The organism is Curtobacterium sp. PhB137, from assembly GCF_003814955.1.
Classification (GTDB): Bacteria; Actinomycetota; Actinomycetes; order Actinomycetales; family Microbacteriaceae; genus Curtobacterium.
Genome location: NZ_RKQO01000005.1, coordinates 546033 through 561920, shown reverse-complemented (window position 1 = coordinate 561920; position 15888 = coordinate 546033). Strand labels below are relative to the sequence as shown.

At 73.5% G+C, this 15888-nt stretch carries 15 protein-coding genes; 8 read left to right on the top strand and 7 right to left on the bottom strand.

Annotated elements, in window-relative coordinates; genetic code table 11:
- Positions 1 to 49: 49 nt before the first annotated feature.
- Complete coding sequence (locus tag EDF28_RS09275; protein ID WP_260154791.1) at positions 50 to 1126, bottom strand: glycosyltransferase family 9 protein; 1077 nt, start codon at positions 1124 to 1126, stop codon at positions 50 to 52.
- Entirely contained in the window at positions 1123 to 1689 is a 567-nt protein-coding gene (locus EDF28_RS09270; RefSeq protein WP_123938038.1) for an HAD family hydrolase, read from the bottom strand. The genes EDF28_RS09275 and EDF28_RS09270 overlap by 4 nt, the downstream gene beginning before the upstream one ends.
- Before the next feature lie 100 nt (positions 1690 to 1789).
- On the opposite strand from EDF28_RS09270, the gene EDF28_RS09265 reads away from it, so the two are divergent.
- The 3 genes from EDF28_RS09265 (at position 1790) to EDF28_RS09255 (ending at position 4268) form a co-directional block, all read left to right on the top strand.
- Positions 1790 to 2782: a glycosyltransferase family 9 protein gene (locus tag EDF28_RS09265; protein WP_123938037.1), complete on the top strand. Its 993-nt coding sequence runs from the start codon at positions 1790 to 1792 to the stop codon at positions 2780 to 2782.
- Positions 2783 to 2832: 50 nt separating this feature from the next.
- Positions 2833 to 3189, top strand: coding sequence for a PRC-barrel domain-containing protein (locus tag EDF28_RS09260; RefSeq protein WP_111084060.1), 357 nt, complete (start codon positions 2833 to 2835; stop codon positions 3187 to 3189).
- 152 nt (positions 3190 to 3341) lie between these two features.
- Entirely contained in the window at positions 3342 to 4268 is a 927-nt protein-coding gene (locus tag EDF28_RS09255) for an SGNH/GDSL hydrolase family protein (protein ID WP_185094191.1), read from the top strand.
- Here the strand turns inward: EDF28_RS09255 and EDF28_RS09250 are convergent.
- Positions 4216 to 5112: a universal stress protein gene (locus EDF28_RS09250; protein ID WP_123938035.1), complete on the bottom strand. Its 897-nt coding sequence runs from the start codon at positions 5110 to 5112 to the stop codon at positions 4216 to 4218. The two genes, EDF28_RS09255 and EDF28_RS09250, sit on opposite strands and share 53 nt — an antisense overlap.
- Positions 5113 to 5297: 185 nt before the next feature.
- Between EDF28_RS09250 and EDF28_RS09245 the strand changes: the two genes are divergently transcribed.
- Positions 5298 to 5771: an NUDIX domain-containing protein gene (locus EDF28_RS09245; protein ID WP_260154789.1), complete on the top strand. Its 474-nt coding sequence runs from the start codon at positions 5298 to 5300 to the stop codon at positions 5769 to 5771.
- Positions 5772 to 5887: 116 nt separating this feature from the next.
- A complete protein-coding gene (locus EDF28_RS09240) occupies positions 5888 to 7969 on the top strand; it encodes a collagen binding domain-containing protein (protein WP_123938034.1) in 2082 nt (693 codons plus the stop codon).
- 436 nt (positions 7970 to 8405) lie between these two features.
- Here EDF28_RS09240 and EDF28_RS09235 read toward each other — a convergent pair whose 3' ends face one another.
- Together EDF28_RS09235 and EDF28_RS09230 are read right to left on the bottom strand one after the other, a co-directional pair.
- On the bottom strand, positions 8406 to 9767 hold the full coding sequence (locus tag EDF28_RS09235) for an MFS transporter (protein ID WP_111084056.1): 1362 nt from the start codon (positions 9765 to 9767) through the stop codon (positions 8406 to 8408).
- 211 nt (positions 9768 to 9978) lie between these two features.
- Positions 9979 to 10944, bottom strand: coding sequence for a hypothetical protein (locus EDF28_RS09230; RefSeq protein ID WP_123938033.1), 966 nt, complete (start codon positions 10942 to 10944; stop codon positions 9979 to 9981).
- A gap of 95 nt (positions 10945 to 11039) precedes the next feature.
- Here EDF28_RS09230 and EDF28_RS09225 point away from each other — a divergent pair, with 95 nt between their 5' ends.
- Positions 11040 to 11255, top strand: a complete 216-nt coding sequence (locus tag EDF28_RS09225) for a hypothetical protein (protein WP_111084054.1) — start codon at positions 11040 to 11042, stop codon at positions 11253 to 11255.
- 28 nt (positions 11256 to 11283) lie between these two features.
- On the opposite strand, the gene EDF28_RS09220 is transcribed toward EDF28_RS09225, so the two are convergent.
- Both EDF28_RS09220 and EDF28_RS09215 read right to left on the bottom strand, forming a co-directional pair.
- Positions 11284 to 12027 (bottom strand): membrane protein insertase YidC, encoded by a 744-nt coding sequence (locus EDF28_RS09220; protein WP_123938032.1) that lies wholly within the window; start codon positions 12025 to 12027, stop codon positions 11284 to 11286.
- Between the two features lie 62 nt (positions 12028 to 12089).
- The gene (locus EDF28_RS09215) at positions 12090 to 12395 is read right to left on the bottom strand and encodes a DUF6412 domain-containing protein (RefSeq protein ID WP_123938031.1); all 306 of its coding nucleotides are present in this window, start codon (positions 12393 to 12395) and stop codon (positions 12090 to 12092) included.
- Between the two features lie 66 nt (positions 12396 to 12461).
- Here EDF28_RS09215 and ybaK point away from each other — a divergent pair, with 66 nt between their 5' ends.
- Together ybaK and EDF28_RS09205 are read left to right on the top strand one after the other, a co-directional pair.
- Entirely contained in the window at positions 12462 to 12947 is a 486-nt protein-coding gene (gene ybaK / locus EDF28_RS09210) for a Cys-tRNA(Pro) deacylase (protein ID WP_111084051.1), read from the top strand.
- 96 nt (positions 12948 to 13043) lie between these two features.
- Positions 13044 to 15653 carry an ATP-dependent Clp protease ATP-binding subunit gene (locus EDF28_RS09205; RefSeq protein WP_123938030.1) on the top strand — a complete coding sequence of 870 codons (2610 nt, stop codon included), beginning with the start codon at positions 13044 to 13046 and terminating at the stop codon, positions 15651 to 15653.
- Positions 15654 to 15888: the final 235 nt, after the last annotated feature.

Genomic DNA, 15888 nt, shown 5'->3' with positions numbered 1-15888 from the left:
AGCCTTTCGGTCGGTCGGGAACGAGCAGAAGGGGGAGCAGTGGCGGACGCTACGCAGCACCTTCTGGCGCGCTCCGCAGACTTCTCGGTTCCATCCGCGAAGCGCGGTCGAGCAGTCGTCGGTGGGCCGCGAGCACGTCCTCGGTGCGCACCGTGGACAGGCACGGGTGGCCGGGGACGGGGCACTCGCGGGCACGGCTGAGCCGGCAGGGAGCCGCCTGGTCCCCGAGCAGTTCGACCAGCGGTGCGTACGGTGCCCACCGGACGGCGGGGACGACGGGTGAGAAGAGGCTGACGATCGGTGCGCCGACCGCCGCGGCGAGGTGCGCCGGCCCGGTGTTGCCGACGACGACGACCTCGGCACCGGCCAGGACCGCAGCGAGCTCGGCGGGCGTGGTCCGTCCGCCGAGGTCGATGCCGGTGGCACCGGCGACGGCCGCGGTGAGGTCGCGTTCCCCGGGGGAGCCGGTGACGACGACGGGCATGCCACGCTCGGCGTACGCGGCGACGAGCTCCCGGTGGTGCGACGCCGGCCACGACCGGGCGGGGACGCTGGCGCCGGGGTGCACGACCACGTACCGTCCCAGCCCGGCCACGGACGGGGGTGCGACAGCGTCGTGACGCACCACGAGCCTCCCGTCGTCCCCCGGCGGCAGCCGGAACCCGGCCGCGTCGGCGATCCGCAGCGCGCGCTCGGGTTCGGGGAGGTCCTCGGGCAGGTCCTCGCCGGGTCGCAGGCGGACGTCGAGGAGCGACCCCGGGTGGTCGACCGAGGCCCCGGAGACGCGGGGGACACCGGCGAGGCGGAGGAGCAGCGCCAGGGGCAGCGGCGACTGGTGGAACGAGGTGAGGACGACCGCTTCGTCGGGTCGCTCCTCGGCGACGAGCGCGCGGAACTCGGCGAGCACGGCGTCGTCGATCGGCCGCGCCGTCTCGGTGACCCAGGGCGCTGCCCACACCCGGACGCGGTCCACACCGGGCAGCAGGTCGGCGGCCGGGGTGCCCTGCGGTCCGCACAGCATCGTGACGTGCGAGGCACCGGCGGCGACGGCGCGCACGGCGGGGCCGGCGACCAGGACGTCACCGAACGAGTCGAGGCGCGCCACCAGGACGCGGGGACGGCTCACGTGCGGTCCGTCCCGACGGTCGACGGTCCGGCCGCGGCGATCACCAGGTCGACGGCCTCGGCGAGGGTCGCCGCGACGGTCTCGGCGTCGTCGACCTCCTCGGGTCGCGTGCGCGGGGTCGGCACGAGCACGCCCTGCGCCCCTGCGGCCCGCGCCGCCTGCACGTCGGCGCCGATGTCGCCGACCACGACGAGCGCCTCCGGCGGGACCCCGAGTCGCTCGGCGGCGTCGAGGACCATGCCCGGCCGCGGCTTCCGGCAGGCGCAGTCGTCGCCGGCGTCGTGCGGGCAGACGCACCAGACGTCGAACGGCCCGACGAGCGCGTCCACGCGGGCGTTCGTCGCGTCGACCTGCTCGCGCGTCGCGAGGCCCTTCGCGACCACGGACTGGTTCGTGACCACGCCGAGCAGCAGCCCGGCTGCACGAGCCCGGTCCACGGCGCGACGGGCACCGGGGACGGGCACCACCAGGCGCGGGTCGGCGTTGTACGGGACGTCCACGACGAGGGTGTCGTCGCGGTCGAAGAGCAGGCCGCGGATCGCGCGGTCCGGAGCGAGGGGCATGGCACCGGAGTACCGGTCGGCGGCCGCGTGCCGGCTCAGGACAGCCGGGGAACGCGCCCGCTGCCGACGCCACCAGCGGGCACCGCCTACCGTCGCGCCCGTGACCGCACTCGAGACCCTGCCCGCCACCGACGGACGCCCGGAACTCGTCGTCCTCCGCGCCATCAAGCTCGGCGACCTCCTGGTCGCCGTCCCCGCGCTCCGCGCTCTGCGACGGGCCTTCCCGGACCACCGCATCACCCTCGCGACGACCGGGTGGCTGGCGCCCGTCGTCGAGCTCGTCCCCGCCGTGGACGTCCACCTGGCGCAGCACGGCCTCGACCACCCGATCAACGCCCCCGCCGGCACGGTCGACGTCGCGGTGAACCTGCACGGCGCCGGCCCCGAGTCGTCCGACCTGATCGCCGCCCTGCAGCCCCGACGGGTCATCGGGCACGCCGACCCGACCCACGGCTACGACGGTCCGGAGTGGCCGACGGACGTGCACGAGCGCGACCGCTGGGCGGACCTGCTCACCTGGCACGGCGTCCCCGCCGACGCCGACGACGTGGCCGTCGACCGTCCGGCGGCACCGCCGGTGGTCGCCGACGCCGCGGTCGTCCACGTCGGTGCCTTCCACGGGGCGCGGCACTGGCCCACGGACCGCTTCGCCGACGTGGTGCGCGGACTGCGGGAGCGCGGTGCCGACGTGGTCCTGACGGGAGGCGCGGACGACGTCGTCCGTGCACGTGCCGTCGCGGACGCGGCCGGCCTGGCGCCGGGGGCGGTCCTGGCCGGCTCCCTGGAGCTGCAGGAGTTCGCGGGCGTCATCGCCGCGGCGCGGCTCGTCGTCACCGTCGACACCGGTGCGGCGCACCTCGCGACCGCTTACGGCGTGCCGTCGGTGGTGCTCTTCGGCCCGGCGCCGCCGGAGGCCTGGGGACCGCCCGCATCGGGTCCGCACATCGTGCTCACCGATGCCTCGGTCCGGCGCGGCGACGTCTTCGCCGAGGACCCCGACCCGGCGATCCTTGCGGTCGGCGCGGCCGACGTGCTCGCCGCGGTGGACCGGCTCGACGTGCTCGGGGTGACCGCACAGGCGACCGACCGGTAGCGTCGACCGAGAGCTACCCGGACCCACCGGGCACTCGGAAGGAGTCCTTCGTGTTCGAAGCCGCCAACATCCGTGACTGGATCGGCCTGCCGGTCGTCGACGAGGCCGAGGACAAGGTCGGGACGCTCGAGAGCATCTACTACGACACCGCCACGTCCGAGCCGGCGTTCGGTGCGCTCACGACCGGGATGGTCGGCTTCCAGAAGCTCGTGTTCGTCCCCCTCGTCGGGGCGACCGTCGCACCGAAGCACCTGCGCGTGACCTTCCCGAAGAAGCTCGTGAAGGACGCACCCTCCATCGCGACCGACGGTGAACTCGACGCCGCGACCGAGCCCGAGCTGTTCCAGCACTACGGCCTCGAGTACCGCACGGGCAGCGGCGGCGAGCGTCGCCTCGGACGCCGCTGAGGCCGGGACTGCTCCGGATCGCCCGCCGACCACTGCGCACTGCCCTGGCGGTGGTCGGCGCCGTCTGTCTCGTGGCGGCGGGCCTCGGCGGGTCCGTCGGCGCGCCGCCGGCCTCGGCGGCGCCGATGTGGCCGGTGCCCGAGCCGTACCCCGTGACCGCCGACCCCACCGAGACCCTCGACGCGGTCCCGCCGGGCAGTGAGTACGTGGCGCTCGGCGACTCCTACTCGGCCGGGTACGGCCTGGGGGACCGCACCGGGCTGCCCACGAACGCCTGCGTGCAGTCGGCGCGCGACTACCCGCACCGGCTCGCGGCGCAGTTCGGGCTCACCCTGACCGACGTCACCTGCGCCGGCGCCACGAGCGACGACGTCACCACGGGCCACCAGTTCAAGGGCGTCCCACCCCAGATCGAGTCGTTGTCCGACCGCACCCGACTGGTGACCCTGACGATCGGCGGCAACGACGCCGACCTGTTCGGCACGGCGGCCTCGTGCCTGGCGATCTCCGCGAACGGCCCGGTGTTCTCGGGCCGCGACGCCCCGTCGTGCGAGAGCACCCTGGTGCAGGACGGCGTCGACCAGCTCGCCGTGAAGATCCAGTCGCGCGTGGCCCTCGGCATCGCCGACACCCTCGGCGCGGTGCAGCGGGCCGCCCCGAACGCCGTCGTCGTGTTCCTCGGGTACCCGGCGATCTTCCCGGACGCCGAGGACACCCCCGCGACGGGCTGCTTCCGGTCGGCACTCGACCTCGGCACCCTGGCGGGCTCGTTCCCGTCGGACACCTACCCCTTCACGGACACCGACGTCGAGTACCTGCACGGTGTCCAGGACGAGCTCAACGAGGTCTCCCGGTCCGCTGCCGCCGCCGCCGGGGTGCGGTTCGTCGACGTCTTCGCGAGCACGCAGGACCACTCGCCGTGCGCCGCGTCGGAGCGCTACGTGGCCGGTGTGACCCTCACTGGTTCCGGTGACCTGCGGAAGATCGACCTGAAGGCGGGCGCCCTGCACCCGAACGAGCGCGGCGTCACGTACCTGACCGCGCGGATGGCCGCCGCGATCCGCGCCCTCGCCGGCTGATCCCACCGGCGGTCTCGGTCGCCGTGGCCGCCCGGCTGTCCGAGTGCGCCGCCGGCGGGACCACGCAGACCGGGGCTGCGGTCTCGCGCACGACGTCGTGGAGCAACGAGCCCGAGAGCGCGCGCACGTGCCCGCGACCGAGCACCACCAGCGACGCCCGGCGGGTGTGCGAGGCGATCGCGTGACCCGGGTGGCCCTCGACCAGCAGCGGACGGAGGCGGAGTGACGGGTACCGTGCGGCCAGCACGGACGTCACCCGCTGCAGCAGTTCGGCGTTGCTCGTACGCCACCGGAGCGGGTCCTCGGCGAAGTCGGTCAGCCCGGTCCGGGTGAGCACGGGCATCTCCCACGCGCGCAGCAGCGTCAGCCGTCGGTTCCGCCGGACGGCCTCGTCGACGGCGATCGACACCGCACGTTCGTCGATCGGGTCCTCCACCGCGAGCACCACGTCGCCGTCGATCGGGTGCGGACCCTCCGGCACGACCACGGTCGGGACGGCAGCACGCTCGGCGACCCGCGCCGGGTCACCGCCGGCCGTCGATCCGCGCCGGTGGCGGAAGCTCCCGATCACGAGCAGGTCGCCGCCGTCCGACTCCTCGACCAGGGCTGCGGCGAACGGGCCCGCGTGCCGGTGCACCTCGACCGCCACACCGGGCAGAGCGGTCCGTGCGGCCTCGGCGAGCTGGTCGGCGACCGGCGTCCGACCCTCCAGCGCGTGGTCGGCGCCGATGATCCGCAGCCGCTCGACACCGGCACCGGCGCGGGCCACGATCCACCGCAGGGCCTCGTCGTGGGGCATCGCCGCATCGGCGGCCAACGTCACCGTCGTCCATCGCTCGTCCATCCCGATCGGCCTCCTCCGTCGCAGGCTTCGGGGGCGTCACCTGGCGCTCCGTGCGCCACACGGTACTCCGGTCGGGGGCGGTGGAACCGGCCGTGCGCAGCGGTGGAACCGGCCGTGCGCGGTGGTGACCGCGGGCGGCGGACGTGGGCCGGGCCTCCTGGCCGACGCCGCGTAGTCTCGCAGGCGTGGTGGTGAGCGCCGGACTGTTGCTGCACCGGACCGGTCCGGCCGGGCCGGAGGTCTTCGTCGCGCACATGGGCGGGCCCTTCTGGCGGAACCGGCCACGTGCCTGGTCGATCCCGAAGGGACTCGTCGAACCCGGCGAGGACCCGCTCGAGACGGCCCTGCGTGAGTTCGGTGAGGAGATCGGGGTCCCCGCACCCGTGGCCGCCGACGACGTCACGGACCTGGGCGAGTTCCGGCAGGCCTCGGGCAAGCGCGTCCGGGTGTTCGCCGCCCCGGCCCCGGCGTTCGAGGTCGTCGTCGTGCGGAGCAACACCGTCCGGCTCGAGCTGCCACGCGGTTCAGGACGGTTCGTCGACGTGCCGGAGGTCGACGACGCCCGGTGGGTGCCGGTCGCCGAGGCGCGGGAGCTGCTCGTCGCGGGCCAGGTCGCCGCGGTGGATGCACTGCTCGATGGGCCGGATGCGGCCCGGTGAGCGCATCGCCCGTTGCGGGTGAGTCACGATGTGGTGACGGTGCGGACAGGGTCACGGGGGCGTGGATAACCTGACCGGGTGTCGGGTGGGCCGGCGCGACCACCAGGGGAGTACACATGCGGCGCTGGCGCACGGTCACAGCAGGGTTCACCGCCCTCGCACTCGGAGCAGGACTCGCGATCGGCGGCGCGACGAGCGCCTCGGCGGAGCCCGCGGGAAACTGGGGCACGTTCACCCTGAGCGGCGCGTCGAAGGCGTACACGGGCACGATGACGTTGCCCGGGTTCCCCGCCACGACGTTCACCTCGAACTCGCGGCAGTCGACCGTGATCAGCGGTGCATCGACGTGGCAGTCGGCGGGGACGCCGGTCGGTGGGGTCTACGGCACGAGTCGTGCGCAGACGTACATGAACCAGCGGCCGCAGGCTGATCGTCCCAACGGGGACTCGGCGTCGACCACCACCTACACGTTCGACGGCGCGACGCCCGGCGCGCAGAGCTGGTCGTTCGTCCTCGGGGACATCGACGCCGACCAGGCGACGATCTCGGCCACGGTGGCCGGCGGTGGTGCCGCGACCGCCGAGCAGCTCGGGTACCAGGGCTCCTACAACTCGTGCTCGGCATCCAGCCCTGCCGGATGGTCCTGCTCGCCGGATCCGGACGGCACGACCGGTCAGGACCAGCCGACCTGGGACGCCGCCACGCGCACGCTGACCGGCAACGCCGCCGCGTCGGACACCGCGGGCGCCTCGGCCTGGTTCACGCCGACCGCGTCGCTGACGAGCCTGACCATCACGTACCAGCAGCGCAGCGGGTTCCCGGTGTACCAGACCTGGTTCGCCAACCGCACCGCGGCGATCAGCGGCACCGCGACCCTCGACGGCACCCCGATCCCGGGGGCCACCATCACCGTGACCGCACCCCGCGGCACCGTCTACACGACGACCACCGACGCCGACGGCAACTACGTGTTCCCGCAGTTGCCGGTGATCGCGAACTACCGCGTCGAGATCACTCCGCCGGCGGGTGCTGACGGTGAGGCCGTGGCGACGGGTGTCTCGCTCGCCGTCGCCGGCACACCAGGTGGCGTCGACAAGACCGCCGACTTCGCGTTCACGTCGCCGGACGACACGACGTCCGTCATCGGGACGGTGACCGACGACGACGGCAACCCGGTCTCGAACGTCCCGGTCGTCATCACCGACCCGGACACCGGCGACACGCTGGTCGACACCACGACGAACAGCGACGGCGTCTACACCGGTTCCGACCTGCCCGCCGGCACCGAGCTGGACGTCTCCGTCGCCGACGAGCCGCCCGTGTCGATCACCACCGGTGACGCCGATGCAGCACCGGTCGAGCCGGAGCCGATCGTCGCCCCGCCCGCCGTGATCGCGACGATCACCGGCGTCGTCTCCCTCGACGGGACGCCCGTGCCCGCCGGCGTGGTCGTCGAGCTCCTCGACGAGAGCGGCGCCGTCGTCGGATCGGACACCACCGACGCCGACGGCCGCTACACCTTCGCCACGTCTGCGGGTACCTACACGGTCCGCACGGTGGTCCCCGCCGCGGGTGCCACCGGTGACACCGCGAACACCGGCATCGCCGCGGTCGCCGGCACCAGCGTGACGTCGGACCTGCCGTTCGAGACCCCCGCTGCGCCCGAGGTCGTCACGACCGACCAGCCCGGCACCGTCGTGGACACGAACGGCGACCCGGTCGCCGGCGTGGACGTCGTCGCGACGCCGACCGACCCGGAAGCTGGCCCGCCGGTGACCGTGGCCACCGACTCCGACGGCGCGTTCGACCTGGTCGACCTGCAGCCGACGACCGAGTACACGATCACGGTCGACGTCGACGGCGCCACCCCGGTGACCGTCGTCACGCCCGAGGACGGCGCTGCGACCCCGCTCGCCTTCGTGGTCGAGGCCGCGGTGACCCCGGTTCCGTCGCCGTCGCCCAGTGCACCGACGCCGAGCAACTCGCCGACCGCGGTGCCGACCGTGCCGGCTGCCGGAGGCTCGGGCAACGCGCCGGCCGCCGGTTCGGGCGACGTGGGCAACGGTGGGCCGCTGGCCTACACCGGTGCGGACCTGAAGCCCGGGCTCATCGCGGCCGGAGTGCTCGTGCTGCTCGGTGCGGCGCTGCTGACCTTCCGCGCGGTGCGCAACCGTCGCCGGAGCCACCTGCAGGACTGATCGGTCACGACGAGGGGCGGGCCCGGCGCGATGCCGGCCCGCCCTTCGTCGTTGGTCTGCGCCGCCGCCCCGACGCGCCGCCACCCCACGCCCGAGGTTCCGAAATCTGCCCATCTCGGCGTCCCGAACGGCAGTTCGTGGAACCTCAGCGCAACGCGAACGGCAGTTCGTGGAACCTCGACGCCGCGCGCACGGCATGTCGCCGCGGCCCCTCGCCGCGGCCCCTCGCCACACGCCGCCACGCGCCGCCACACGCCGCCGCGACGACGCCACGCCCGGGCCTCCGCCGAGGTTCCACGACATGCCGCCGCTTCACCGCCGAGGTTCCACGGATCGCCGCCAGGACCGCCGAGATGCCGAGATTTCGGAACCTCGGCGCAGCGCGAGGCCGAGGAGGACGAGGACGACGAGGACGACCCCCGCCCCGCGCGCCGCGCTACTGCGTGCGGTGCGTGCGGTGCGAGCCCGTGACCGTCGCGACCGAGCCCGTCAGGGTCTGGATCGCCCGACCGACGACGGGCACCGACGTGGTGACCACCGCGAGCGAGGACGTGATCGCCTCGATCGACGACGTCGACAGGTGCTCCTGCCCGACCGTGTGCACCGGGAAGCCCCGACGCGCCAGCACGACGACCCCGAGCGACCCGAGCAGCACGGCACCACCGGCGAACGGCAGGTACTGCAGCCCGACGATCCCGAGCGCCTGCCCACCGATGGCTGCACCGCCCGCGATGCCGATGTTCGACGCACCGTTGATGAGCGCGCCGGCGATGTCGGGGGAGACGCCTCCGGAACGGATCGCGGCCGCCATGAAGAGCGTGCCCGTCGTGCCGTTCGCGGCCATCCACACGCCGGCGACGACCATCGTGCCGACCAGGGAGCCGTGCACGAACGGCATCGCGGCGAACGCGACGGCCATGACCGCGACGGCGGCGATGAGGGTCTGCCGGGGTGCCCGGTCGACGAACATGCCCGCGAGCCAGAGGCCGATCACCCCGGTGCCGCCCAGGACGAGCAGCGCGCCGCTCACCATCGAGGCGTCGAGTCCGGCGTCGATCGCGTAGGGCCCGACGTAGGTGTAGACGACGTAGTGCCCGGCGAACAGGAGCAGGTCGGCGATCACGACGGACAGCAGCCCGGTGCGTGCCCAGGCCTTCGGGGACCCGATGTGCGGCGACGAGGCACCGCTGACGGCGGGCAGGAACAGCAGCGCCACAGCGGCGAGCACGGCGGCGGCGACACCGATCGAGAACACGGCGGGGCGCCAGCCGATGTGCTGCGCGACCCAGGTGGCGACGGGCACGCCGAGCACGAAGCCGAGCGAGCTGCCCGAGTACACGAACGCGATGGCGCGACCGGCCAGGCGCGGCGGCACGATCCGGGTGGCGTACGCCGAGGCGACCGAGAAGAACAGCGCGTGCGCGATGCCACCGACGACCCGGCCGGCGCAGACGACGGCGAACGACGGTGCGAACGCGATCATGAGGTTCGACACCGTGTAGCCGACGAGCGTCGACACGAGCACGGCCTTGCGGGGGAGCTTCGCGGTGAAGGCGGTGAGCGGGAGCGCCAGGAGTGCCACGGCGCCCGCGTACACGGTGACGACGATGCCCATGGTGGCCTCGGACACACCGAGGTCGGCGCTCATCGTGCCGAGCAGCCCGACGGGCATGAGCTCGGTGGTGATGGCGAAGAACGTCGCCAGCCCGAGGACGGCGATGCCGACGATGGACTGGGTGGTGACGGTGATCGGCCGCGTGTTCGTCGACACGGCCGAGGTGGTGGTGTTGGTGGACACGCTGCTGACCTCCTCCGGGGCACGGGCGAGCGCGCGACGGTGACGTTCGGGGGAACGACGATGACCGGGAGGTCTGCGGGGCGCGCTCGCTGTGGATGTGGGTGATGTGGGTACGACTCCACGGCGAGTGCGCTCATCCAGTGTTGCACGATGGACCGCAGCCCGCGAGGGGTCAGCGGAGATTCTCGGAGCGCTCCAACAATCCGCGCCCTCAGTTCTCGTTCGTCACCCGACCCTGCACGCCGCCGCCCCGGAGCGCGATCGTCAACGTCCCGCTCATCGACTGCGCGGACATCGACACCGAGCCGTGCAGCGCTGCCTCGCGCGGGAAGCACGCCGTCGACGACTCGATCCGGTTCGCCGTCGCCACCAGGCAGATCGTCGACCGGTCCGTGCCGACCCCGGCCCACACTGCCCACGGTGTGTCGAACGAGCCGCCGTCCAGCGCCCGGTTCGTGAACACGAGCCGCGTGGAGTGCAGGCTCACGGGTGCCTCCACCGGCCCCGGCAGCTGGTCGGCGTAGGTCTGCGGCACGTCGAGCAGCTGCTCGAGCGTGACCGTGCCCGCCGTCGGCGTGACGCTCGGTGCCGCTGCGACGTCCCCGCGCACGGGCCCGACGACGGTGCCGGCGGCGAACGCCACACCGACCGCCGCTGCCGCGCCGAGCGCGATCCAGACGCGTGGCCGCTCCGTCCAGAGCAGCGTGCGCCACCGGGACCGTCGCGTCGGCCCGACCGGGAGGCCCGGCTCACCCCCGCCGTCGTCACCCGCGTCGTCGGGACGGTCGGGTTCTCGGGCTTCGGTCGCCGCCCACGGTCCGGCTTCCGTTCGCGGGGACGGGTCCGGCTCGGCAGCAACCGTCGCGCGCTCCGGAACCGACCGCTCCGGCGACGAGCCGACCTGTGGAGCCGACCGTTCTGGCGACGAGCCGAGCAGTGGAGCCGACCGCTCGGGGGACGCGACCTGCCCGCTGGCCGGGGCCGTGCCTCCCGGCCGCCCGTCCGGCCCCGTGTCGGAGGCGACGCCCGCGACCGCTCGCCGACCACCCGACCGCCGCCCGCTCGCCAGGTCCTGCAGCGCGATCCGGGCGCGCGCCGCGTCGGCGGGGCTCGATGCCGCTCCCCAGGCGACGGCCTCGAGCCGTGCCCGTTCCGCTGCCACGTCGTCGTGGGCCATGCGCACTCCCGATCTGCCGGTCGCGTGGACTCCCTTCATCGTGGCACTGCCGGGGCGGCGGCGCGCACCCAGAACGAGGGGAGTAGGCGTGACGCATGAGCACCGAACCCGAACCGCGGCACGACGCCGACCCGGAGACCCTCGAGCCGCTGAGCCACGACACCCAGTCCGGCGAGGCCGACTACGTGGCGACGAGCCCCGGCGGGACCGGCACGGAGCGCCACGTGCCGACCGCCGACGAGGAGCAGGGTCGCGGCACCGAGTATGACCCGGTCGACCAGGGGCCGCAGCAAGAGGGCCAGGGCGGCTGACGCCGGGCCCGACCGCCACGCGCCCGCGCTAGCGGATCACCCGGCGCAGCACGGCCCGCTCGCCCGCCGTCCACGCGGCACTCGTCACGACGTACAGCGCGGCGGCGAGCGGGGCGATCGCGGCGAACACGACCGTGATGAACGGCGCGAACCGTCCGATCGCGGCGGTCGCTGCCGCACCGGGCACCTGTGCGCCCGGCTCCGGTGTCGGCACCGGGTTCCAGCGCAGGTTCGCGCGGCGGCTGAGCTCCACGACGGCGGCGAGCACGGCCAGCAGCAGGATGACGACCCAGGCGTGCACCCAGAGTGGCGACGTCAGCGTGACGACGAGCGAGTGCCCGAGCGGGACCCCGACCAGGGTCGCCTCGAGCAGCGCGTTGACCGTTCCGTCGATCGACGCGTGCGTGAACAGGGCGTAGACGAGGGACAGCACCGGAGCTTGCGCGAGGACGGGCAGGCATCCGGCCAGGGGTGAGACCTTCTCGTTCGTGTAGAGCTGCTGGACCGCACGCTGCAGCTGCTCGGCGTTCTTCCCGTGCCGCTTCCGCAGGGCGGCGAGCTGCGGCGCGAGCCGACGTCGGTCGCGCTCCGCTCGGACCTGCAGGACGGACAGCGGCACGAGCACGGCCCGGACGGCCAGGGTCAGGAGCACGACGGCGATCGCCGCGGCGAACGAGCCCGTGGTGGGTGAGAGCGCCGCGGTCAGGGCGGCGACGAGGTCCGCGCCGCCGTGCAGCAGCGGGCCGACGAGGGGCAGGGTGGACAGGTCCATGACGGTTCCGATCGGTGGTGGTTCGCAGGAGGGGTCGCGAGGGCCCGGCCACCGGTCGGTGGTCAGGCCGGGGCGGCGACTCCCGGGGCACGCGATCGGACGTGCCCGTCGGCATCGGGGTGGCTCCACGCGATGCGGGTTACCAGGTCCGGTACCGGAGCGTGTTCGACACCCGACGACCGCAGCCCGAGGACCGTCGCCAGCACCGTGGCGATGACCTGCGCGACGACGACCGCCACGGCGACGGCCGTCAGGCCGAGCGCGGCCACCGCCAGCAGCGGCAGGACGCCGGCTGCGGGGTCACCGACCGCGGGCGCACCGAGCACCAGCGCAGCGGCGGCGCGGAGGATCAGCAGGGCGACGGTCATGGTCGGTTCAGCGTAACGCCCGCGTGCCGCCACGGACAGGACGGCAGCGCGGGAGAGGATCGCCGCATGACCGCAGGTTCGCCGAGCACCCCAGCGACCGTCGCGCTCGACCGAGCCGGGGTGTCGTACACCCCGCACGTGTACGACCACCACGAGAGCGCCACGAACTTCGGCGAGGAAGCCGCCGCCGCACTCGGCCTCCGCGAGGAGCAGGTCTTCAAGACCCTGGTCGTCTCGGTCGACGGCGCGCTGGCGGTGGCGATCGTGCCGGTGGCGAACCGGCTCGACCTCAAGGCCATCGCGGCAGCGGTCGGTGGCAAGAAGGCGACGCTGGCCGATCCGGCGCTCGCCGAGAAGCGCACCGGGTACGTCGTCGGCGGCATCAGCCCGGTCGGCCAGAAGTCCCGGATCCGGACCGTGCTCGACGAGTCGGCCCTGGCGTACGACAGCATCTTCGTCTCCGGTGGGCGCCGCGGGTTCGACATCGAGGTGGCTCCGGCCGACCTCGCGCGGGTCACCGAGGCGATCTCGGCAGCCATCGCGCGGACCTGAGTCGGGTCGCCGCAAGTTTCTCCCACGACCGGGAATGACCCCGGCACTCCTGCGTTGCATTGAGTCGAAGGCACTCAAGTTCCCCAGGAGGTCCCTTTGCCAGAGACGTTCGGCCCGACCGGCGGCAGTGACTCGTTCGACGAGTTCCTCGCCCGCCTCCTCGCGGCGCAGAACACCGGTGACCCGCAGCGCCCCCGTGCGTTCGGCCGACCGGTGGACATCACGCGGCTCCTCAGCCGCCGTACCCACGAGCTGCTCCAGCACACCGCCGAGTACGCGGTGTCGCAGGGGCAGCACGAGCTCGACGCGCTGCACCTGCTGCACGTGCTCGTCCGCACCGAGCCGTTCGACGCCGTCGTCCGTTCCGCCGGGGTCGACCCCGAGCGCCTCGCCGCCGAGATCGAGCAGCGCCTGCCGATGGCCCGCGAGCCGCAGCCCGAGCAGACCGGCCGCCCGGCCCTGACCGGCACGGCGCAGCGCATCCTCGTCGAGGCCACCCAGGCCGCGCGGGGCTTCGGCAGCACCTACACCGACCCCGAGCACGTCTTCTTCGCGCTCGTGACCGACCAGGAGACCGTCACCGGGCAGCTGCTCGCCAGCGCCGGCGTCACCCCACAGGCCATGCAGGACTACGCCCAGCGGGCCGCGGCAGCAGCACGAGAGGGACGCCCCATGCCCGGAACCGGTGCAACGACCGGAGCGGCCGACACCGACAGCGACAGCGACACCCCGACCCTCGACCAGTTCGGTACCGACCTCACCGCGCGGGCCCGTGACGGTCGCATCGACCCCGTCATCGGTCGTGCCGACGAGATCGAGCAGGCGGTCGAGATCCTGCTCCGTCGCACCAAGAACAACCCCGTCCTGATCGGCGAGCCCGGCGTCGGCAAGACCGCCATCGTCGAGGGACTCGCCCAGCGCATCGTCGACGGCGACGTCCCGTCGCTGCTGCAGGGCAAGCGGGTCATCGCCCTCGACCTGCCCGGCATGCTCGCCGGCACCCGGTACCGCGGCGACTTCGAGGAGCGCCTGACGAAGGCCATGGACGAGATCGCGGCGCACGCCGACGAGCTCATCGTCTTCGTCGACGAGCTCCACACCGTCGTCGGCGCCGGTGGCGGCGGTGAGGGCGGCTCGATGGACGCCGGCAACATCCTCAAGCCCCGGCTCGCCCGCGGCGACCTGCACCTGGTCGGCGCGACGACCCTGAACGAGTACCGCCGGATCGAGAAGGACGCCGCCCTCGAGCGTCGCTTCCAGCCGGTCACGGTCGGGGAGCCGAGCGTCGAGGACGCCGTCGCGATCCTGACCGGCCTCGCACCCCGGTACGAGGAGCACCACGGCGTCGTCTACACGCCGGAGTCGCTGCGCGCCGCAGTCGAGCTCTCGCACCGGTACGTCACCGACCGGCACCTGCCGGACAAGGCCATCGACCTCATCGACCAGGCCGGTGCACGGCGCCGGCTCGCCCGCTCGGGTGCCGTCGACGTCGAGGCCCTGCGCGACCAGGTCGCCGAGCTCCTCGCCGAGAAGGACCGCGCGGTCGCCGAGGAGCTGTACGAAGAGGCGTCGCGCCTGCGCGACGAGACGGTCGGACTGGAGGCCCGGATCGCCGCCGCCACATCGGCGGACGCTCCCCGCGCCTCCCGTCCCGAATCCGTGGGCACCTCGATCACGGAACGCGACATCGCCGGTGTGGTGTCGCGTGCCACCGGCATCCCGGCGACGCGCCTGACCCAGGGCGACCGCTCGCGGCTCGCCGTGCTCGAGCAGGAACTGCACGAGCGCGTCGTCGGCCAGGACGACGCCGTCGCGGCGATCGCGAAGGCCGTCCGACGCAGCCGGACCGGCATGGGCGACCAGCGTCGACCCGTCGGGAGCTTCCTGTTCCTCGGTCCGACCGGCGTCGGCAAGACCGAACTGGCGAAGGCCCTGGCGTCGTCGCTGTTCGGTGACGAGTCCGCCATGCTCCGCTTCGACATGAGCGAGTTCGGCGAGCGGCACACCGTCTCGCGGCTGGTCGGGGCGCCTCCCGGGTACGTCGGCTACGACGAGGCCGGGCAGCTCACCGAACGCGTGCGTCGGAACCCGTACTCGGTGATCCTGCTCGACGAGGTCGAGAAGGCGCACCCCGACGTGTTCAACCTGCTGCTGCAGGTGCTGGACGACGGTCGACTGACCGACGGTCAGGGTCGCACGGTGGACTTCCGGAACACCGTCGTGATCATGACGTCGAACATCGGCTCGGAGTTCCTGGCCTCACGGTCGGGCGCCCTCGGCTTCGCGCCGGTCGGCACGACCGACGGGTACGGCGAGGACGACCTCCGCGCCCGGGTGATGGGCAAGCTCCGCGAGGCCATGCGGCCGGAGTTCATCAACCGCATCGACGAGATCGTGCTCTTCCGCAAGCTCGACCGGTCGCAGATCACGTCGATCGTGTCACTGCTGCTGCAGGACACGGCGCTCCGGCTCGTCGCGCAGGACATGGTGCTCTCCGTCTCCGACGCAGCGATCGACTGGCTCGCCGAGCACGGGTACGAGCCCGAGTACGGCGCCCGTCCGCTCCGCCGGCTCATCCAGCGCGAGGTCGACGACCGCATCGCGACGCTCGTGGTCGACGGTGGTGTGACCGCCGGGGACACCGTGCGGATCGACGTCGTCGACGACGTGCTGACGGCAGCGGTGGCGGAACCCGCGACGCTCTAGCAGCCGTTCGCCCACGAAGGCCCGGTACCGATTCGGTACCGGGCCTTCGTGGCGTCCGGGTGCGGTGCGGGGTGTTCGGGAATGCAATTCCGGAGAAATCGGAGAAAGGGGTTGCGCTGCGAATTGCGGGGCCGATAGTGTTCACTCGTCGCGAACCGCTGCAGTGCAGCCGGGGAACGACTCCGACAGCTCGAGACCGAAAGGGGGCCGACCATGATGATCACCGCAACCACTC

What these genes read in the sequence shown, in the direction of transcription:
- ybaK (WP_111084051.1), top strand. Translation starts at nt 12,462, where the DNA reads ATGACCGCAGGTTCGCCGAGCACCCCAGCGACCGTCGCGCTCGACCGA.
- EDF28_RS09250 (WP_123938035.1), bottom strand. Translation starts at nt 5,112, where the DNA reads ATGGACGAGCGATGGACGACGGTGACGTTGGCCGCCGATGCGGCGATG.
- EDF28_RS09225 (WP_111084054.1), top strand. Translation starts at nt 11,040, where the DNA reads ATGAGCACCGAACCCGAACCGCGGCACGACGCCGACCCGGAGACCCTC.
- EDF28_RS09220 (WP_123938032.1), bottom strand. Translation starts at nt 12,027, where the DNA reads ATGGACCTGTCCACCCTGCCCCTCGTCGGCCCGCTGCTGCACGGCGGC.
- EDF28_RS09270 (WP_123938038.1), bottom strand. Translation starts at nt 1,689, where the DNA reads ATGCCCCTCGCTCCGGACCGCGCGATCCGCGGCCTGCTCTTCGACCGC.
- EDF28_RS09215 (WP_123938031.1), bottom strand. Translation starts at nt 12,395, where the DNA reads ATGACCGTCGCCCTGCTGATCCTCCGCGCCGCCGCTGCGCTGGTGCTC.
- EDF28_RS09240 (WP_123938034.1), top strand. Translation starts at nt 5,888, where the DNA reads ATGCGGCGCTGGCGCACGGTCACAGCAGGGTTCACCGCCCTCGCACTC.
- EDF28_RS09230 (WP_123938033.1), bottom strand. Translation starts at nt 10,944, where the DNA reads ATGGCCCACGACGACGTGGCAGCGGAACGGGCACGGCTCGAGGCCGTC.